Raw genomic sequence first — 19767 nt, 5'->3', positions numbered from 1 at the left:
GCCCTGTCGCGTCCCTTAGGGTTGGGCCGGCTGGACGAAGTCCAGGGTGTAGGCGCTGCGATAGTCCATGTCGGCGGGATAGACGCCCTGGTCGCGGGCCATCTGGTAGAATTCCGCCCAGCGTTCGTCGGTCATCAGGCCGAGCTGGTCGGGATGGGCGCCCTCGACGATCTCATACGACTTCAGCTTCTCCCGCGCCTGATCGAGCACGTCCTGGCTCATCTCCGGATTGTCGGCCCGGATCAGGGCGTCGGCGGCCGAGGCGTCGCCGTGAAGATAGGAGCGCCAGCCGGCGGCCGTCGCCTCGACGAAGGCGCGCACGGCCTCGGGATTTTCGGCGATGAGCGGGTTCCGCGCCAGCACCATGGTGGCGTAGCCGGGATAGCCGTAGTCGGCGAGCAGGAAGACCTTCGGCGCGAAGCCCGCCTCCTTCTCGATGGTGTAGGGCTCCGACGTCACATAGCCCTGCTGGGCCACGCGCTTGTCGGCCAGGAAGGGGGCCGAGTTGAAGGTGTACTTGCGCACCTGATCGTCGGTGAAGCCGTACTTGGCCTTCAGCCACACCCAGAAGGCGGTGACCGAGGCGTCGGACAGCAGGATCGGATGGCCCTTCAGGTCGGCGATGGTCTCGATCCCCTGGTCGGGATGGGCGATCAGGACCTGGGGGTCCTTCTGCATGAAGGCGGCGACGGCGGTCACCGGGACCTTCTCCTGGGCCAGGTTCAGGACGATGAAGCTGTTGGAGCCCATGCCCATGTCCACGGCGCCGGAGGCGAGCAGCTGGGGCACGTTCACGCCGGGCCCGCCCTGCACGATCTCCACCTTCAGGCCGCGCTTCTCGTACTCGCCCGTGGCGAGCGCCTGATAGAAGCCGCCGTGCTCGGCCTGCGCCCGCCAGTCGGTGGCGAAGCGGATGGTTGTCAGGCCCTCGGCGCCGGCGGCGGGATCGGCGGCCTCCTCGCGGGGCGAGCAGGCGCAGACCAGAGCGGCGAGCGCGATGGCGACATGGCGCAGGATCTTCATGAACGAACCCCCGAAACGAACCCGGCCAACCTAGAGCGTTTTCGCCGGAAGGGGAGAGCCGATCGTGGGGAAATCCGCGCCAAGGCTTTCAGGCCGCGGCCTCGGTCGGCTGGCCTCTCCCGCGGACGTCGCGGCCGGCCCAGCGCGCCAGGGCGCCGTGCAGGGCCTCGATCTGAATGGGTTTGCCCACCGCGTCGTTCATGCCGGCCCGGCGGCAGCGCTCGACCATCTCCGGCAGCACGTCGGCGCTCATGGCGATGATCGGGACCCCGCCGGCCGGCCCGTCCAAGGCGCGGATCGCGACCGTGGCCTCCAGGCCGTTCATCACCGGCATATGCACGTCCATGAGGATGGCGTCGAAGGTGAGTCTGCTGGCCAACTCCAGGGCCTCGGCCCCATCGGCGGCGACGGCGACCTCGCATCCCAGCAGGCCCAGCACGGTCCGGCCGAGGTCGCGGTTCATCGGGTGGTCGTCCACCAGCAGGACGCGCAGGCCCGAGAGATCGGCGGCTTCGCCCCGCGGTGCGCTGTCGGCCTCGGCCGCAGCGGCGTCCGCGGTGATCTCGAACCAGAAGACCGAGCCGGCGCCAGGCGCGCTCTTCACGCCGATCAGGCCGCCCATGGCCTCGACCAGGCCCTTGCAGATGGCGAGGCCAAGACCCGTTCCGCCATAGGCGCGGCTGACGGAGGAATCGACCTGCGAGAAGCGGCGGAACAGCCGGTGCATGCGCTCGCGCGGGATGCCGACGCCGGTGTCGCGCACCTCGAACCGCAGGAGCAGGGCCTCGCCCTGTTCGCGGATCGACAGGACGAGGTCGACACGTCCGGCCTCGGTGAACTTCACCGCATTGCTGAGCAGGTTCAGCAGGATCTGGCGCAGCCGGAACTCGTCGACCTCGGCGACGGCGCCGGCCGGTCCTGCGACCTCGAGCCGGACATCCAGGCCCTTGTCCGCCGCGGCGGGCGCGATGATGGCCAGACTCTCCTCGGCGATCTGCGCCGGCCGGTGCGGCCGGAGGGCCAGCTCCACCTCGCCGGCTTCCAGCTTCGAGAAGTCGAGGATGTCGTTGACGAGCGCCAGCAGGGAGGCGCCGGCCCGGTCGATCAGGTGGAGTTGGCGGCGCGCCTCCGCCGGCAGGTCGTCGCGCCGGATGAGCGTCTGGGTGAAGCCCAGGATGCTGTTCATCGGCGTGCGGATCTCGTGGCTCATGGTCGCCAGGAACTCGGCCTTGGCGGCGCCGGCGGCCTGGGCCCGCGCCTGCGCCCGCTTGGCCGCGCGCGTGCGCATCGCCAGCAGACGCCGGATGCGCGCCTGCTCGGCCAGGATCAGCGCCACCGACAGGCTGGTCATGAAGCCCAGCGCGATGACGAGCTGCAGGTTGTGGATCCGCTCGACCGGCGTCCAGAGCGTGGCGATCTTGGCGACCGGCCCCTTGGTCACCACGAGGGTGCAGACCACCGACATGGTCAGCGCCGTCAGCGCCGCGCCCCGCGGCCCAAGGCGGAAGGCTGCGATCACGAGAAGCGGCGTCAGCAGGATCGGCGTCGGGAAGGTGGCGGGAAGATAGGCGATGATGCTCAGGGCGACGACCGAGCCGTAGATCGCCGCCCGTTCGGCCCGGCTGCGGCGGAAGTCGGGACAGCTGCGGCCATGGACCAGCAGCAGGACCGCCGGCAGGGTCACGGCCATGCCCAGGACGTGCGCCAGGGCCCAGCTCCAGGACGTCGCCCAGAAGCCGCCGCCCGCGGTGCTGATGATCGCGCCGGCCGGCAGGGCGGTGAGGGCGCAGGCCGGGATCACCGCCAGGCCGAGGAGCTGCAGGAGCTGGCGCAGGTCGCCCATCCGCGGGCGATGGCCCAGGGTGCGGCGCACGAGCCAGGCGGCCAGGCCGGCCTCGGCCAGATTCAGGGCGGTGAAGGCCGGCGCCAGGCGAAGCGGGGCGCCCGTGGCGAAGTTGATCGTCAGGCTGAGGACGGCGCAGGCGGCGAGCGCCGCGGCCGCCCAGCGGCTGGGCAGCACCAGCAGGGCGGCGGCCAGGATTCCGTTGGCGAGCCACAGCGCCGCGACGCTGTTCTCATCGCGCGTCAGCACGACGCTGAAGAGGGCGCTGGCGGCGAAGGCCAGGCTCAGGACGGCGGTCAGGCTGGCGTGTCGCCGAGCGCCGGACGCGTGAAGCATGATGGATGGGCTCCCCAGACCTGCCGACAATGCCTGGGGGATGGCGCCAAATGGTTAAGCTAGACAGGGCGGCGGAAAGGCTGCGCCCAAGGCAAGAGGGCGGCGCAACGGTCGCCCGCTGCGTCGCCCTCGTTCCAGATCCGCGAAGGATCTGCGCCGTAAAGGTCGCCGCGACTTCGAAGGCGGGCTTCCCCGCAGGTTTCCGTCGCGCCGTTGTCCTCCGAGCCTCGACGAAGGGTCGCCCCGCCGTCGTCTCCTGAGAACCTCCCGCTCCGTCGGCGTCCCGGTTTCCCGCTTCGCCAGGGACGCGGTCCCTCTCGGCCCCTTGACGTTGCGCCCGGACCCTCTATGAAGCAAGCGCCCGACCTCGCTCCGATGTGGGAGAACGTCGTTCCGCCAGTGGAGAACCGGTGGATCGGCTGGGGATTTCGCGGGAATTCCGCTTTCAGATCAATCGGTCGCGCTTATCCACAGGATTGCGCGCGGGCTGGCGTCAGCGTCCGCCCTCAAGCGCCTCGCGCCGGGATTCAAGCTCCAGCCACTCGGTTTCGGCCGCTTCGAGCCGACTGCGCGCGGTCTCCAGCGCCTGGCCGTAGCGGTCGAAAGCGGCCGGGTCGCGGCCGTAGAGTTCCGGATCGGCCAGCTGGCGCTCCAGCAGGGCGATCTTCTCCGGCAGATCGGCGATCAGGGCGTCCAGTTCCTCGAGCCGCCGCTGCTCCTTGTAGGAGAGCTTGACCGCCGCCTTCGGGGCGGCCGGCGCCGGCGCCGGTTTCGCAGCCGGCTTGGCCGGGGCCGCCGCCGGCCCGAAGAAGCCGGGATTCTGGCTCATGAAGTCCTGCCAGCCGCCGGGCGTCTCCACCACCTGGCCGCGGCCATTCAGCCCGATGGTCGAGGTGGCCAGGCGGTCGACGAAGTCGCGGTCGTGGCTGACGAGAATGAGCGTGCCCTCGAAGTCGGCGAGCAGGTCCTCGAGCAGGTCGAGGGTGTCCATGTCGAGATCGTTGGTGGGCTCGTCGAGCACCAGCAAGTTGGCCGGGCTGGCCAGGGCGCGCGCCAGCAGCAGGCGGTTGCGCTCCCCGCCGGACAGGCTGCGCACCGGCTGGCGCACCTGCGCGTCGGTGAACAGGAACTCCTTGGCGTAGGCGGCGACGTGCTTGGGCGCGCCGCGCACCAGGATCTGGTCGCCGCCCTGGGGCGCCAGCACGTCCTTCAGCAGCATGTCGGGCTTCAGATCGGCGCGGGCCTGGTCGATATAGGCGATCTCCAGATTGGTGCCGAGGACCACCTCGCCGGCGTCGGGTGGAATCTCGCCCAGCAGCAGCTTGACCAGCGTCGTCTTGCCGGCCCCGTTGGGCCCGACGATGGCGATGCGGTCGCCGCGCAGGATGCGGGTGGAGAAGTCCTTCAGGATGATCCGGTCGCCGAAGCTCTTCGACAGGCGCTTGACCTCGGCCACGCGCTGGCCGGACAGGCCCGACGTGCTCAGGCCCATGCTCAGCGCCCCCTTCTGGTCGCGCAGGCGCTCGGCCTTGTTCTGCCGCATCTCGATCAGGCGCCGGCGGCGGCCCTCGTTGCGGGCGCGCCGCGCCGTGACGCCGCGGGCCATCCAGTGCTGTTCCCGCTCGATGGCCTTGTCGAGGCGGCGCGCCTCCTCGGCCTCGGCGGCGCGGATGCGCTCGACCCACTCGTCGAAGGCGGCGAAGCCCTTGTCCAGCCGCCGCACCTTGCGCCCCTCCAGCCAGAAGCAGCGCTGGGTCACGCGTTCCAGAAAGGCGCGGTCGTGGCTGACGATCAGGACGCTGGCGCGGCTGGCGGCGACGGCGGCCTCCAGGGTCTCGATGGCCAGGATGTCGAGGTGGTTGGTCGGTTCGTCCAGCAGCAGGACGTCAGGGTCCTCGGCCAGGGCGCGGGCGAGCGCGACGCGGCGCGTCTCCCCGCCGGACAGCCCCTGGCTCGGCTTGGCCGGATCGAGGCCGAAGCTCTCCAGCGCCGCCGCCGCCTCGTGCGGGGCCGCGCCCCCGGCCGTGGCGTGGTCGAGCAGGGTCGGGCCCGTGATCTGCGGCTCCTGCAGCACATAGGCGACTCTGGTCCCCGGCGTGACGGTGCGCTCTCCGGCGTCGGCCTCGGCCAGCCCCGCGAGGATCTTCATCAGCGTCGACTTGCCCGCGCCGTTGCGGCCGACCAGGGCGGCGCGGCTGCGCGGCTCCAGCGCCAGGTCGACGCCGTCGAACAGCATCTTGGGTCCGTCGGCGAGACGGACGTCCTTCAGGGCGAGAACGGGAGGCTTCATGCGGCAAGGCACATAGCGCGCTTCGCCGCGCCTGCAAGCGCGGCCCGGTCAGAAGGGGATGTCTTCCTCGGGGATCGGCCGGCTGGGATCGACCTCGTCACGGGGCTGCGGCGTGGCGGCCGGCGGCGGCAGGGGCGGCGGCTCGGCGCGCTGGGCCGCGACGCCGAACTCTGCGGCCAGGTCACGATAGAAGCCATTGCGCGCGTCCTCCTCGAACAGGGGTTCGAGATCGGGCAGCAGCCACTCGAACTCGCGCGGCTCAAGGCCCTCGTGGGCCTCGATCATCACACGGCGCCAGATCTGGGCCGGAATGGCCCCGCCGGTGACCCGGTTCATCGGGGTGTCGTCGTCATTGCCGACCCAGACGCCCGTGACCAGCTCCGGGGTGAAGCCGACGAACCAGGCGTCGCGCCAGTTCTGGCTGGTGCCGGTCTTGCCCGCCGCCGGCCAGTCGAAGGCCGCCCGGCTGGCCGTGCCGCCGGGGCCCAGCACCTTCTGCATCATCTTGACCATCATGCTGGCGTTGGCGACGTCGTAGACCGGGACCGGGCTGGTGGGCGTCCGGACGAAGACCGTTTCGCCGCCGACCGTGCGGATTTCCTCCACGATGTGGGAGTCCAGCCGCCCGCCGGCCTGCTGGAAGACCTGGAAGGCGCTGGTCAGTTCCAGCAGGCTGACCTCGTAGGCGCCGAGCGTCACCGACAGGTCGGGATTGCGTGGAATGGTCGTCAGGCCGAAGCGGCGCGAGATGTCGCCGAGCGCCGGGCCGCCGGCCTCGGCTCCCAGCTTGACCGCCACGGTGTTGATGGAGCGGGCCAGGGCCGTCTCCACCGTCACCGGTCCGCGGTAGCCGCCGCCATAGTTCTGCGGCCGCCAGTCGCCGAAGCGGACCGGGCCGTCGACCCGCACGTCGCTCGGCAGCACGCCCTTCTCGAGCGCCGCGGCATAGACCAGCGGCTTGAAGGTGGAGCCGGGCTGGCGGCGAGCCTGGGTGGCGCGGTTGAAGACGCTGCGACTGTAGTCGACGCCGCCCACCATGGCCCGGATCGCCCCGGTGGAGTCGAGCGTGACGAGGGCCGCCTGACCCGCCCCCGCCGCAGCGCCGTCGCTGGCCATCACCTGGGCGACGATCCCGGCCGCCTCTTCCTGGAGCGCCGGATCGATGGACAGGCGCACCAGCAGGTCGGGCGAGTTGGGAGCGATGCGGCTGAGCACCTCGTTGGTCGCATGGTCGAGCAGATAGCCGTAGGGCCCGTCGCTGGAGGTCGCCGTCGGCGCCAGCCGGGGCGTGTCGGCCAGGGCCGACTGATACTGCGCCTCGCTGATCCAGCCGGTGTCGCGCATCCGCTGCAGGACCCAGCGCGAGCGGGTCAGCGCGGCGGGCATGTCGTTGGTCAGGGCGAGCCGCGACGGCGCCTTGGGCAGGGCCGCCAGCAGGGCGGCCTCCGAGAGGCTGAGCCGCGACGCGGGCTTGCCGAAATAGGTCCGCGCCGCGCCGTCGACGCCGAAGGTGTTGGCGCCGAAGAAGACGCGGTTGAGATAGAGCTCGAGCACCTCGTCCTTGGTCAGCATGCGCTCCAGCCGCCAGGCCAGCGCCGCCTCCTGGACCTTGCGCTCCAGGGTCTGGTCGGGCGTGAGGAACAGGCTCTTGGCGATCTGCTGCGAGAGGGTGGAGCCGCCCTGCACCACCTCGCCGGCCTGCCAGTTGACGTAGAGCGCCCGGGCGATGGCCATCGGATCCACGGCGCCGTGCTGGTAGAAGCGGTGGTCTTCCGCGGCCAGGAAGGCGAGCGGCACGTGCTCGGGCAGATCGACCAGGCGCACCCGGTCGCCGTAGCGCGGGCCGCGGGTGGCGATCAGCTGCCCCGTCCGGTCGAAGAACTTGATCCCCGGCGCGCGGTTGAAGGCGTAGAGCTGCTCACGCGGCGGAAGGTCGGGCACGTCGTCCAGGAAGCGCTTCTGGACATAGACCGCTCCGGCGACGCCGAGCACGGCCACGACCAGCAGCAGGACCGCCAACGACTTCCACAGCCACCCCCAGCGCCGGCGGCGCTGGCGCGGCGGCAGGACGAAGGGCGCCTCGTCGGGGCCGGGCGGCTCGCCGCCGCCGCCTCCGCTCCCCTTGCGTCGCGGCGCCTTCTCTCGCCGGCCGAAGCCGTCCCGCAGGGTCTCCGCCTTCTCGGCCGCGGCGGCGGCCATGGACGGCGGCTCCGGCGCGCGCGGGCGGCCGGGCTCTTCGTCCGAGAAGCGGTAGGGTTCGATGTTCCAGTCGTTCACGTTCGCGGACTGTGATTGGCGGCGGAGACGCTTCGGGTTTAGGACGGGCGCGTGAGCACGCACAAACCCTTTTGGCGCACGAAGTCCCTCGAACAGATGACGCCCCGGGAGTGGGAGAGCCTATGCGACGGCTGCGGCCTCTGCTGCCTCGTTCGCTTCGAGGATGAGGACAGCGGACAGGTGATCCCCACCCGCGTGCATTGTCGCCTGTTCGATCCGGACACGTGCCGTTGCTCCAACTACGCCGAGCGCAAGCGCCATGTTCCCGACTGCATCAAGCTGACGCCCGGCCTGATCGGCAAGCTGCCGTGGATGCCCAGGAGCTGCGCCTATCGCAGGCTCTACGAAGGGCGCGACCTGCCGCCCTGGCATCCGCTGATCACCGGCGACCCCGAAAGCGTCCACGAGGCCGGCGTCTCCATCCGGGGCCAGACGCTCAACGAGGACGAACTGGAAGACCCGGAGGACGCCTGGGCCTATGCGGCCTTCGACCTGCTGGAAGACCGCAGCGGCGACTGACTTCGTCGCAGGGCGACAGGTATGTGGCAAAAAAGTCACATCCGCTCTTGCGTGACTTCGCCGTCCGCACAATCTAGACGCCGTAGAATTCTGACTGACGGAGAGAGCATTCTTGGCGCGCGACCCCTACCAGGAACTGGGCGTTTCCCGGAGCGCGAGCGACGACGAGATCCGCAAGGCGTTCCGCAAGCTCGCCAAGCAGCACCATCCCGACGCCAATCCGGGCGACAAGGCCGCCGAGGAGAAGTTCAAGCGCGTCAGCGCGGCCTTCGACATCGTCGGCGATCCGGACAAGCGCAAGAAGTACGACGCCGGCGAGATCGACGCCGAAGGTCATGAGACCATGCGCGGCTTCGGCGGCGGCGGCTGGAGCCCCGGCGGCTTCGACGGCGGCCGGCGCGGCTACTCCCGCGCCGAGACCTTCGAAGGCGTCGATCTCGGCGACATCCTGGGCGAAATGTTCGGCGCCCGCGGCGGCGCGCGCGGCGGCGGCGGCGGCGCAGGCGGCTTCGGCGGCGGCTTTTCGGCCAAGGGGGCCGACGTGCGCGCCAAGCTGGAGATCGATCTCGAGGAGGCGATCGCCGGGGGCAAGAAGCGGATCGCCTTTTCCGACGGCCGCACCATCGACGTCACCATCCCGACCGGCGCCGCCGAGGGCCAGACTCTGCGGCTGAAGGGCCAGGGCTCTCCTGGCCGCGCAGGCCCGGGCGACGCCTTCATCGAGCTCGTCATCCGGCCCCACAACATCTTCCGGCGGGAGGGCGAGCGGCTGGTCATGGACCTGCCGGTCACGGTCTACGACGCCGTGCTCGGCGGCAAGGTCGAGGCGCCCACCCCGGACGGGCCGGTCACCCTGACGGTGCCCAAGGGCGCCAACACCGGCACGCTGCTGCGGCTGAAGGGGCGGGGACTGCCCGACGCCGCCGGCAAGCGCGGCGACCTGCTGGCGCGGCTCGTGGTCACCCTGCCCGACGCCATGGACGCCGAGCTCACCGCCTTCGCCGAGCAGTGGAAGGCCAAGCGGCCCTATGCGCCCAAACGGCGCTGAGTCCGTGACAGGGCGTCGCAGCCGTATCATAACCGCCGCGTTCAGCCTCGGTTCAGTCGCCCGCGGCTAGATCGGAACCCATGAAACGTCTCGCGCTCACAGCCGTGCTTCTGGCCCTGGCCGCGCCCAGCGCGGCGCTGGCGCAGTACGGCCCGGACCTGCGCTCGTCCTTCGGCGCCGGCCGCGGCGACCAGGACGCCGCGCGCGCGGCGGTGCGCGCCGGCCGCCAGGCGCCTCTGTCCCAGGTGCTGGCCTCCATCGCGCGCCAGACGCCGGGTCGCCATCTCAACACCACCCAGGGCGACCATCAGGGCCGCCCGGCCTATTTCGTCCAGTGGCAGACTCCGGATGGCCGGGTGCTGATCTTCATCGTCGACGCCGAGAGCGGCGCCATCATCGGCCGCCAAGGCGGCTGAGCCAGACGGAGGCGAAGTCATGCGAATCCTGCTCGTCGAGGACGATCCGGACCTGTCGCGCCAGCTGAAGGCCGCGCTCGCCGACGCCGGCTACGCCGTCGACCACGCGCCCGACGGCGAGGAGGCGCAGTTCCTGGGCGAGACCGAGCCCTATGACGCGGTGGTGCTCGACCTGGGCCTGCCCAAGGTGGACGGCGTCTCGGTGCTGGAGCGCTGGCGGCGCAACGAGGTCGGCACGCCGGTGCTGATCCTGACCGCCCGCGGCGCCTGGAGCGAGAAGGTGGCCGGCTTCGATGCGGGCGCCGACGACTATCTGACCAAGCCCTTCCACACCGAGGAGCTGCTGGCCCGCCTGCGCGCCCTGCTGCGGCGCTCGGCCGGCCATGCGGCGCCGAACCTGACCTGCGGCGGCCTGCGGCTCGACCCCCGCGCAGCGCGCGCCTCGGTGAACGGCGAGCCCCTGCGCCTGACCTCGCTCGAATACCGCCTGCTGCACTATCTGATGATGCACCAGGGCCGGGTGATCAGCCGCACCGAGCTGGTCGAGCACCTCTACGACCAGGACTTCGACCGAGACTCCAACACCATCGAGGTGTTCGTCGGACGGATCCGAAAGAAGATCGGCGCCGACCGCATCGAGACCGTCCGCGGCCTGGGCTATCGCCTGACCTGTCCGGCCGACGAGGCCGAGGGGGCGAGCGCCTCGTGACGCGGCGCGCGGCCCGAGCGTGAAGCTGGAATCGCTCCGCCGGCCTTCGCTCGTTCGTCGCCTGGTGATCCTGGCGGCGGGCTGGAGCCTGACCGTCCTCCTGATCTCGGCCGTGATGCTGGCCCTGCTCTTCCAGCAGGCCGCCCTGCGGCGGTTCGACCAGGGTCTATCGGAGCTCATCGACAACCTCTTGGCCGGCACGACCGTGGCCGAGAACGGGGAGGTGCTGGCGCCCGCCCTGACCGACATCCGCGCGCTGCGCGCCTATTCCGGCCGCTACTGGCAGATCGTCGAGCCGCTGCCGGATGGGCAGTGGCGCATCGTCGTCCGCTCGCGGTCCTTGTGGGACGCCGAGCTGCCGGCGCCTGAGAACCTGATCGCCCGCCTTGAGGCGCAGCCCGGCCGGCCCGTCATCTACGAGACGCGCGGGCCGCTGAACCAGCCGCTGCGGGCCATGGCCAGCCGGGCGACCCTGCCGGGGCGCGAGGCGCCGCTGGTCTTCATGGCGGCCGAGGACCGCTCCCCGATCGACAGCGACGTCCGCGGTTTCGTCACCGCCACGGCGGTCGCCTTCCTTCTGCTGGGCGCCGGCCTGATCGGCGCCGTCGTCTTCCAGGTCCGGTTCGGCCTGCGGCCCCTCTTCGCCCTGCGCCGCGAGGTCGCCTCGGTGCGCCGCGGCAAGGCCGAGCAGATCGCCGGCCGCTATCCGGTCGAGCTGGAGCCCCTGGCGCACGAGCTCAACGCCCTCGTGGCCCACAACCAGGAGGTCGTGGAGCGCCAGCGCACCCATGTCGGCAACCTCGCCCATGCGCTGAAGACGCCCCTGTCGGTCATGCTCACCGAGGCGCGGCAGACCCGCGGCGAACTGGGCGAGGTGGTCGAGCGCCAGGCCGAGGTGATGCGCCAGCAGGTGGACCATCACCTGCGTCGGGCGCGGGCGGCCGCCCGTACGCCAGGCCGGGGCGAGCGGACCGAGGTCGCCGACGTGCTCGACGAACTGGCCCGCACCCTGACCCGCATCTTCCAGGACAAAGGCGTCGACATCGACTGGGACGCCGAGGACGGGCTCTACTTCCAGGGCGAGCGGCAGGACCTGCTGGAACTGGCCGGCAACGCCATGGAGAACGCCGGAAAGTGGTGCGCCGGCCGGGTTCGCGTGCGGGCGGTTCCGCTTTCCGACGAACGCCTGCGCCTGACCATCGAGGACGACGGGCCGGGCCTGCCGCCCGAACGCCGGCAGGAGGTGCTGCGCCGCGGCGCGCGTCTGGACGAGAGCGCGCCGGGTTCCGGCCTCGGCCTGTCGATCATCGACGAACTGGCCCGCGCCTACGGCGGCGAGCTTCGCCTGGAGACCGCCGCCCTGGGCGGGCTGGCGGTCGTGCTCGACCTGCCGCGCGCGGAGACCTAGGCCAGCAGGGCGGCCCGCTCGGCCGCCATGTTCCGCCGGGCCTGCGTCTCGAAACGATGCCGATAGGCCTCGTCCGGATAGAGGGGCCGGGCGGTGAGAAGGTGCTCGAGCACGGCGGCCCGCCCGGGGCGGAAGAGGGCGTCGGGCACGTGGCCGTACTCTTCCCGGACGGCGCTGGCATAGGCGGCGTAGGCGGCCGGGTCGCGGCCGAGGATCGACAGGTCGATGGAGACGAGCAGGGCGCCCAGCCGGTCGCCGGCCTCCACCTGATGGCCCTTGGTCAGCTCGATCAGCCGGGCGACCTCCGCGATCGCCTGCGCCGGTTCGCCCAGGAGGGCCAGGTCGCGCCGGGCCAGGGCCGCGCTCTGCGCCTCGTTGTCGCTGCGGGTCGGATCATAGACCGCGTCGTGCCACCAGATGGCGTAGGCCAGCCAGGTCCGCTTCTCGTCGGTCAGGCCCTCGACCGCCCGAAGCTGCGCCAGGCCGTCGGCGATGTGGGTCATGTCGTGGTAGCGCCGCTGGGGTTCGCCATAGGCGGCGATCAGGCGCGCCTTGGCTTCGGCGCCCGCGCTCTGGGACGTGACCTCGGGGCGCAGCCAGTCTTCGTTCATCTCCTGCAGCCTCCTGGCCTGTCACGCCGGGAGCGGCGTCCATCTTAGGCGAAGGGAAACCTTAACCGCCCCCCGGCAGAGTGAGAACGACCGCCGTTCCGTGAGGCTTGGAACGCGGCAAGGGGGATCGATGGGCGTCTTGCCCGAACAGAAGCTCGCCGTCGTCCGCAATCTGGTCGAGGCCGCGCCCGACCGGGTGGTCGGCGACCTGCGGGCGGCCCTGGCCGGAGCAGGCGGCGATTCCGGCCTGGTGGACGTGCGCCTGCTGGTGGAGACCGAGGCGCGGGACCGGCAACTGCGCAACGCCGTCTTTCTCCCGATCGCGCCCCTCTGCATCGGCGACGGCCGTACGGAGCGTCTGACCTTTCCCGCGCGGGCCCTGGCGCTCGTCTGGAAGGGCCTGCGCGACCAGGCGACCCACGAGGTCGCCCGCGCCGCCGCTCTCTACGAGGAATACCAGGCCGAGGAGAGTTCGCCCGAGCCGTTCGACGTCCTGGCGCGCCGCGCCGCGCGCGGGGTGCGCGAGGGCAACCATCCCCGTTTCGCGGCGGCCGCCGAACTTGTCGAACAGGCCCGCCCGGACGGTGCGCGCTATTTCGCCGAATGCCTTGAGATGACGCCGAAGGTGCGCACCGCCGTCGGCCGCCTGCCGGACTGGATCCAGCGGGTGACCGATGAGGACGCCGCGATCGCGCGCATCGCCTACAAGGACGCCGTCGCCATCGCCGAGGACGCCGGCCCCCGCTTCTTCGAGATGCTGGCGGCCCACCTGCGCCACCCGTGGATGGTGCTGCGCCTGATCTCGGCGGTGATGGACAAGCCGCCGGAGAGCTATCTGTCCGGCTCCGAACTCGCCGACTTCGGCCAGCGGGTGCTGGATTCCATCGATGCGGAGCTGGGCGTCGTCGAGGCCTTCGACGCCCAGGGCGGCGCGGCGGCCGTCAAGGCGGCCGGCGGCGCGGTGGAGGCCGTCACCGCCCAGATCGCCGAGATCGAGGGCAATGTCGAACTGAGCCGCGACGGCGTCTGGGGCGCTCATGTGGCGCGGCAGAAAAAGACCCTGGCGCGCGTCGTCGAGGCGCGCCTGCGCGAGACCGACAAGGCCGTGCGGACCGCCCTGCCGACCGCCCAGGTGCGAGTCGGGCGCGTCACCAAGGACACGCCGCGCCTGGATGCGCCGCCCAGCGACGCGACCGTGCAGAAGGCCCGCACGCTTCTGGCGTTCGCCCAGGAGATCCGCGGGGCCGCCAACTATGGCGGCTTCGCCGCCGCGCGCGCCAAGACGATGGAGGCGGTCGAGGAGTTCCTCGACACCTATGTCGAGGAAGCCCTCGACTACCTGCGGGTGGGCGACGCCGCCGATCCCGACGCCGCGCGGGCCCTCGTCCGGGCCGCCGCCGATCTCATCGCGGTGGTGCGGGACCGCCAGGCGGCCGAACTCGTCCGCCGCCGCCTCTCCGGGCTTTAGGCCGGCCGCGACGTCCAGACCTCTCGCGCACGCGATGCCTTTGGGATAAAGGCGCGGCATGTTCGCCTTCTGGATCGCGGCCAGCCTGCTTTCCGCCCTGGTCGCGGGACTCGTCCTGCATCGTGCGGCGGTGGCCGCGCGCGCGCCGGAAGCGGCCGAGGCCACCCTGCCGCTCTACCGCCGCCAGCTTCGCGAGATCGACGAGCTGGCCGAGCGCGGCCTGCTGGCGCCGTCGGAGCGCCGCAGCGCCCACGCCGAGGCCGCCCGGCGCCTGCTCAGCGCCGCCGACGCCGGCGGCCAGGCCTGGACCGCCGATCCGCGCGGCCGGCGTCTGGCCCTCGGCCTGGCCGCGGCCGCGCCCCTTCTCGCGCTCGGTCTCTACCTGTTGGTCGGCGCGCCCGGCTATGGCGACCAGCCCTATGCGCGGCGGCTGGCGGAGTGGCGCGCCACCCCGCCGACGCAGCTCGACCCGACCCGCATGGCCGCGGTGCTGCGCAGCGTCGCCGCCGAGCAGCCGGGCGATCCCGAACCCTATCGCTTCCTGGCCATCGCCGAGATGGCGTCCGGCGATCCGGCGGCGGCCACCCGCGCCCTGCGGCGCGCCGTCTCCCTCGCCCCGCAGCGGGCCGATCTCTGGGAGGCGCTCGGCGAGGCCGCGGTGCTTGAGAGCGAGGGCGAGGTGACGCCCTACGCCCAGGCGGTCTTCCAGGAGGCGCTGAAGCTCGATCCGGCCTCGCCGACCGCCCGCTTCCATCTGGCCCGCGGCCGCATCGAGGCCGGCGAAACCGAGGAGGGCCTGGCCGAGTGGCGGGCGCTCCGCGCCGACCTGGCCGCCGACGATCCGCGCCGCGCCGCCCTGGACGCGGCCATCGCAGAGGCCGAGCAGGGTCCGGCGCCGGCCCCGGCCATGCCCGACATCGGCGCCATGGTCGAAGGCCTGGCCGCCCGCCTCGCGACCGATCCCGACGATCCCGAAGGCTGGGTGCGGCTGGTGCGATCCTACGCCGTGCTTGGCCAGGACGCGCGCCGCGATGCGGCTCTGGCCAGCGCCCGCGCCCGTTACGCCGACAATCCCGAGATCCTTTCGCGGCTGGCCGAAGCCGCGCGTGCGGAGCCCATGCGATGAGTTCCTGGCTGCCCAAGTCCCGCAAGGCGCGCCGGCGCCTGATGGTGCTCGCCGCCGTCGCCCCGGTCCTGGCCCTGGCGGTCGGCCTGACCCTGTGGGGCCTCTCCGACTCCATCTCCTACTTCTACACGCCGGCCCAGGCGGCCGAAGCCCGGCCCGAGCCGGGGCGGACGATCCAGATCGGCGGCCTCGTCCAGGACGGCAGCGTGGTCAAGCACCCGGACGGGCGTCTCGAATTCGTGGTCGCCGACCAGATCGCCGCCGCCCAGGTCGTCTACAAGGGCGATCCGCCCGACCTGTTCCGGGAGGGCCAGGGCGTGGTGGCGACGGGAAGCTTCAACGAGGCCGGCGTCTTCGAAGCCGGCCGCCTGCTGGCCAAACACGACGAGACCTATATGCCGCGCGATCTGCAGAAGGCGCTGAAAGAGCAGGGCGAGTGGCGCGGCGACGGCGCCGTCCGCGGCTATGACGCAGAGGCCTATCAGGGGCCGCCGACGCCGGTGACGGCCGAATGATCGTCGAGACCGGCGCCTTCGCCCTCGTCCTGGCGCTCATCCTCTCCGCCCTGCAGATGGGCGTGTCGGCCGCCGCCCGCGTGCGGCGATCGCCGCTGCTGGCCGCGGTGGGGGAGGGGGCGGCGCTGGGCGCCTTCGCCTGCATCGCCGCGTCCTTCGCCACCCTGGTCTACGCCTTTGTGGTGTCGGACTTTTCGGTGGCCAATGTGGCGGCCAATTCTCACAGCGAGAAGCCGCTGCTCTATCGCATCGGCGGCGCCTGGGGCAGCCACGAGGGCTCCATGCTGCTCTGGTGCCTGGCGCTGACCGGCTACGGCGCCCTGCTGGCCGGCTTCGGCCGCGGGCTGTCGCCGGCGCTCAAGGCCGTGGCCGTGGCTGTGCAGGGCGCGCTGGGCCTCGTCTTCCTGGCCTACACCGTCTTCGCCTCCAACCCCTTCACCCGCCTGCCCGCGCCGCCGGTGGAGGGGCGCTCCCTCAATCCCCTTCTGCAGGACCCGGCGCTGATCCTGCATCCGCCGTTCCTCTATGCCGGCTATGTCGGACTCTCGGTGGTCTTCTCGCTGGCCATCGCCGCCCTGGTGGAGGGCCGCACCGACGCGGCCTGGGCGCGCTGGATCCGGCCATGGACGCTGGCGGCCTGGAGCGCGCTCACCGTCGGCATCACGCTCGGCGCCTTCTGGGCCTATTACGAGCTCGGCTGGGGCGGCTGGTGGTTCTGGGACCCGGTGGAGAACGCCAGCTTCATGCCTTGGCTGATCGCCACGGCGCTGCTGCACTCGGCCGTCGTCACCGAGCGGCGCGGGGCGCTGCCGGGATGGACCATCTTCCTGGCGCTCGCCGGCTTCGCCTTCTCGATGCTGGGCGCCTTCCTCGTCCGCTCAGGGGTTCTGACCTCGGTCCACGCCTTCGCCGTCGATCCGACCCGCGGCGTGCTGCTGCTGACCATACTGGGCGTGACAGCGGGGCTGGGCTTCGCCCTCTTCGCCTGGCGGGCGCCGGCCATGGCGCGCGGCGGGCTGTTCGCGCCGATCAGCCGCGAGAGCGCGCTCGTGCTCAACAACATCCTGCTGGCGGCGGCGACGGCCACGGTGCTTCTGGGCACGCTCTACCCGCTGATCCGCGAAGCCATGGCCGGGGAGGCGATCTCGGTCGGCCCGCCCTATTTCAATCTCACCTTCACGCCGCTGATGTTCCTGCTGCTGACTCTGCTGCCGGCCGGACCGCTGCTGGCCTGGAAGCGCGGCGACGCCCGCGGCGTGGCCGAGCGGCTTTGGGTCGCCGCCCTGATCGCCCTGGCGATCGGCCTGCTGACCGTCGCCCTGGCGGAGCCGCGAAGCCTGTTCGGGGCCGCCGGCCTGGCCCTCGGCGCCTGGCTCATCGCCGGCAGCCTGGCCGAGGTGGCCGAGCGCATCCACCTGTTCCGGGCGCCGGCCCGCGAATCGCTGCGGCGTCTCGGCGGTCTGCCGCGCGGCGCCTGGGGCATGACCCTGGCGCACATGGGCCTGGGGGTCTTCGTCCTGGGCGCGGTGTTCGAGACGACCTGGAAGGCGGAGTCGGCCGAGGTGCTGCAACTGGGCCAGCGGTCCCAGGTGGCCGGGTACGAACTGGTCCTGGAAGACGTCGGCGGCGTCGATGGGCCCAACTATGAGGCCGACCGGGCGACGATCCGCGCCTTCGCCCCCGACGGACGCCTGGCGTGCCTGGCCCACCCTGAGCGCCGGCTCTATCCGGCTGGGGGGCAGACGACCTCGGAGGTCGCCATCTGCACCCGGGGCCTCAGCCATCTCTACATCGTGCTCGGCGAGCGTCGCGCCCTGCCGGACGGGTCCGCCGGCTGGCTCGTCACCGGCTACTGGAACCCCTGGGCGCTGCTGATCTTCCTCGGCCCTGGCCTGATGGCGGTCGGCGGCGCGGTGTCGCTCAGCGACCGGCGCCTGCGGCTGGCGGCCGGCAAACGCGCCGCGCCCGCGCCGGCGCCTGCGACGTCGCCGGCGGAGGGTGTGGCATGAGGCCGCTGGCCCGCCTCTTCGCCGTCGTCGCGGCCGTGTTCTGCATGGCCGCCGCGTCCGATCCGTCCGAACGCCTGCCCGATCCGGCGCAGGAGGCCCGGGCGCGGGAGCTCTTCAAGGAGGTCCGCTGCCTCGTCTGCCAGAACGAGTCGATCGACGACTCCAACGCCGAGCTGGCCGCCGACCTTCGCCGGATCGTCCGCGAGGAAGTGGCGGCGGGGCGGAGCGACGCCGAGATCCGGGACTTCCTCACCGACCGTTACGGCGAATATGTGCTTCTCAAGCCCGTCTTCTCCTGGGGCAACGCCGTGCTGTGGTTCGCGCCCCTGCTGATCGCCGTGGCCGGGATCGCCATGCTGATCGGGCGTACGCGGAACCGTGGCGGGGAGAGCGAGCTTAGTGAGGCTGAGGCCGCGCGGCTGGCGCGGCTGGCCGACGAGACCGACGAAGCCTGACACCTTTAGGCCCCGTTGCGGCCCTGAAGCTGAGCCAAGGCTGTCCTAAAGGTAACTTGAGGGCGGTTGCGCTCTCGTGCATCGAACCTAGCTTGGGGATGGCGGGCATGTGTTATGTCCCCGTAAAGCCCGCGAGGAACTGAAACGCCCATGACCTCTAAGAAGACCGGTTATCTTCTCGGCGCCGTCGCCGGCGTCGGCGTCGCCGCTGCGGCCCTGGCCGCCACCGACATGCGTATTCCGCATGCGGACAGGGCGGGGCCGTCCATGCCGCTGATCCGGACGGCCACGGCTCCGGTCTTCGCGCCCCCGCCCGGGGCGCCGCTGTCCTTCGCCGACATCTTCGACCAGGTCTCCCCCGCCGTCGTCTCGGTGAACGTGACCTCGCGCGCCGATACAAACGTCCTGCGCCAGATCCCGGGCCTGGAAGGCCTGCCCTTCGGCATCATCCCCCGCGGCCCCGGCGGCGGCGAGGAAGGGGAGGAGGAGGATCTTCCGACTCAGCTCTCGGCCGGCTCGGGCTTCTTCATCTCGGCGGACGGCTACATCGTCACCAACAACCACGTCGTGGAGAACGCCGAGGAGATCAAGGTCGTCCTGAAGGACGAGCGCGAGTTCGACGCCGAGATCGTCGGCCGCGACGAGGCGACCGACCTGGCCGTCATCAAGATCAAGGGCTCGAACTTCCCCTATGTGAGCTTCGAGAACGACGCCGTGCCGCGCGTCGGCGACTGGGTGATCGCGGTGGGGAATCCCTTCGGCCTGACCACCACGGCGACGGCCGGCATCGTGTCGGCCTACGGCCGCGACATCGGCGAGACCTTCGTCGACTTCATCCAGATCGACGCCCCGATCAACCGCGGCAATTCCGGCGGCCCGACCTTCGACATCTATGGCCGCGTCATCGGCGTGAATACGGCCATCTTCTCGCCCTCCGGCGGTTCCGTCGGCATCGGCTTCGCCATCCCCGCGGCCACGGCCGACTCGATCACCAAGCAGCTGATCGCCGGCGGGAAGGTGACCCGCGGCTATATCGGCGCGACCATCCAGAACTACACCCGCGACATGGCCGAGGCCCAGGGCCTGGGCGACCAGCGCGGCGCCATCGTCTCCGACACCGTGCCCGGCGGCCCGTCCGCTCGCGCGGGGCTGCAGCCCGGCGACATCATCATCTCGGTGAACGGGGCGGAGGTGGAGACCTCTTCCGAACTCACCCGCGAAGTGGCCAAGGCTTCGGCCGGCGACGTGCTGCGCCTGCAGGTCATCCGCGACGGCTCGCGCCGCACGGTCGAGGTGCGCTCGGGCGTTCGCCCCACCGAGAGCGAACTGGCCGCCAACGACAACGGCCCCGACGGCTCGCCGCGGCCGGGCCAGGCGCCGGCCCAGCCGAACAATCCCGAGGTGCTCGGCATGTCGCTGGCGCCCCTGGACGACGCCGCCCGTCGCGCCTTCGGCATTCCGGCCAATGTGCGCGGCGTGGTGATCGCCGCGCTCGAGTCCTCGTCCGACGCCGCCCGCAAGGGCCTGCGCCGCGGCGACGTGATCGTGCGGGCCAACAGCCGCACGGTGAACGCCGCCAGCGACCTGGCCGCCGAGGTGGACGCCGCCCGCAAGGCCGGCCGGCCGAGCGTGCTGATCGGCGTCAATCGCGACGGCCGCACGCTCTTCCTGCCCCTGGACATCGAGGGGTAAGGTCAGCGATCCACCGGGGGCG

16 protein-coding genes are annotated in these 19767 nt (G+C 71.7%); 11 read left to right on the top strand and 5 right to left on the bottom strand.

The window, feature by feature from the left end:
• Positions 1–15: 15 nt before the first annotated feature.
• The 4 genes from H2041_RS00765 to H2041_RS00750 form a co-directional block, all read right to left on the bottom strand.
• Complete coding sequence (locus tag H2041_RS00765) at positions 16–1023, bottom strand: ABC transporter substrate-binding protein (RefSeq protein ID WP_293408400.1); 1008 nt, start codon at positions 1021–1023, stop codon at positions 16–18.
• 88 nt (positions 1024–1111) lie between these two features.
• Complete coding sequence (locus H2041_RS00760; RefSeq protein ID WP_293408398.1) at positions 1112–3202, bottom strand: ATP-binding protein; 2091 nt, start codon at positions 3200–3202, stop codon at positions 1112–1114.
• 493 nt (positions 3203–3695) lie between these two features.
• Positions 3696–5492: an ABC-F family ATP-binding cassette domain-containing protein gene (locus H2041_RS00755; protein WP_293408396.1), complete on the bottom strand. Its 1797-nt coding sequence runs from the start codon at positions 5490–5492 to the stop codon at positions 3696–3698.
• A 48-nt stretch (positions 5493–5540) separates the two neighbouring features.
• On the bottom strand, positions 5541–7769 hold the full coding sequence (locus H2041_RS00750; RefSeq protein ID WP_293408394.1) for a PBP1A family penicillin-binding protein: 2229 nt from the start codon (positions 7767–7769) through the stop codon (positions 5541–5543).
• Positions 7770–7820: 51 nt separating this feature from the next.
• Between H2041_RS00750 and H2041_RS00745 the strand changes: the two genes are divergently transcribed.
• The 5 genes from H2041_RS00745 (at position 7821) to H2041_RS00725 (ending at position 11869) form a co-directional block, all read left to right on the top strand.
• Positions 7821–8288: a YcgN family cysteine cluster protein gene (locus tag H2041_RS00745; protein WP_293408392.1), complete on the top strand. Its 468-nt coding sequence runs from the start codon at positions 7821–7823 to the stop codon at positions 8286–8288.
• Between the two features lie 112 nt (positions 8289–8400).
• Positions 8401–9336, top strand: coding sequence for a J domain-containing protein (locus tag H2041_RS00740; protein WP_293408390.1), 936 nt, complete (start codon positions 8401–8403; stop codon positions 9334–9336).
• An 80-nt stretch (positions 9337–9416) separates the two neighbouring features.
• On the top strand, positions 9417–9752 hold the full coding sequence (locus tag H2041_RS00735) for a hypothetical protein (protein WP_293408388.1): 336 nt from the start codon (positions 9417–9419) through the stop codon (positions 9750–9752).
• 19 nt (positions 9753–9771) lie between these two features.
• Entirely contained in the window at positions 9772–10461 is a 690-nt protein-coding gene (locus tag H2041_RS00730; RefSeq protein ID WP_293408386.1) for a response regulator transcription factor, read from the top strand.
• Positions 10462–10486: 25 nt separating this feature from the next.
• Complete coding sequence (locus H2041_RS00725; protein ID WP_293408782.1) at positions 10487–11869, top strand: ATP-binding protein; 1383 nt, start codon at positions 10487–10489, stop codon at positions 11867–11869.
• Here the strand turns inward: H2041_RS00725 and H2041_RS00720 are convergent.
• A complete protein-coding gene (locus H2041_RS00720) occupies positions 11866–12480 on the bottom strand; it encodes a phosphohydrolase (protein WP_293408384.1) in 615 nt (204 codons plus the stop codon). The genes H2041_RS00725 and H2041_RS00720 overlap by 4 nt on opposite strands.
• Positions 12481–12610: 130 nt before the next feature.
• Here H2041_RS00720 and H2041_RS00715 point away from each other — a divergent pair, with 130 nt between their 5' ends.
• The 6 genes from H2041_RS00715 to H2041_RS00690 all read left to right on the top strand — a co-directional run bounded on the left by H2041_RS00715 (position 12611) and on the right by H2041_RS00690 (position 19745).
• Complete coding sequence (locus H2041_RS00715; RefSeq protein ID WP_293408382.1) at positions 12611–13948, top strand: hypothetical protein; 1338 nt, start codon at positions 12611–12613, stop codon at positions 13946–13948.
• A gap of 58 nt (positions 13949–14006) precedes the next feature.
• A complete protein-coding gene (gene ccmI, locus H2041_RS00710) occupies positions 14007–15074 on the top strand; it encodes a c-type cytochrome biogenesis protein CcmI (RefSeq protein WP_293408380.1) in 1068 nt (355 codons plus the stop codon).
• A complete protein-coding gene (gene ccmE, locus H2041_RS00705) occupies positions 15071–15589 on the top strand; it encodes a cytochrome c maturation protein CcmE (protein WP_293408378.1) in 519 nt (172 codons plus the stop codon). Before ccmI ends, ccmE begins: the two co-directional genes overlap by 4 nt.
• Complete coding sequence (locus tag H2041_RS00700) at positions 15586–17598, top strand: heme lyase CcmF/NrfE family subunit (RefSeq protein WP_293408376.1); 2013 nt, start codon at positions 15586–15588, stop codon at positions 17596–17598. The genes ccmE and H2041_RS00700 overlap by 4 nt, the downstream gene beginning before the upstream one ends.
• Positions 17595–18053 (top strand): cytochrome c-type biogenesis protein, encoded by a 459-nt coding sequence (locus H2041_RS00695; protein ID WP_293408374.1) that lies wholly within the window; start codon positions 17595–17597, stop codon positions 18051–18053. Before H2041_RS00700 ends, H2041_RS00695 begins: the two co-directional genes overlap by 4 nt.
• Before the next feature lie 150 nt (positions 18054–18203).
• On the top strand, positions 18204–19745 hold the full coding sequence (locus H2041_RS00690; protein ID WP_293408372.1) for a Do family serine endopeptidase: 1542 nt from the start codon (positions 18204–18206) through the stop codon (positions 19743–19745).
• The last annotated feature ends 22 nt before the right edge of the window (positions 19746–19767 follow it).

The organism is Phenylobacterium sp., assembly GCF_013911965.1.
GTDB lineage: Bacteria > Pseudomonadota > Alphaproteobacteria > Caulobacterales > Caulobacteraceae > Phenylobacterium.
Note: the sequence above shows the minus strand (reverse complement) of the source record. Positions and strands in the feature narration are given on the sequence as shown.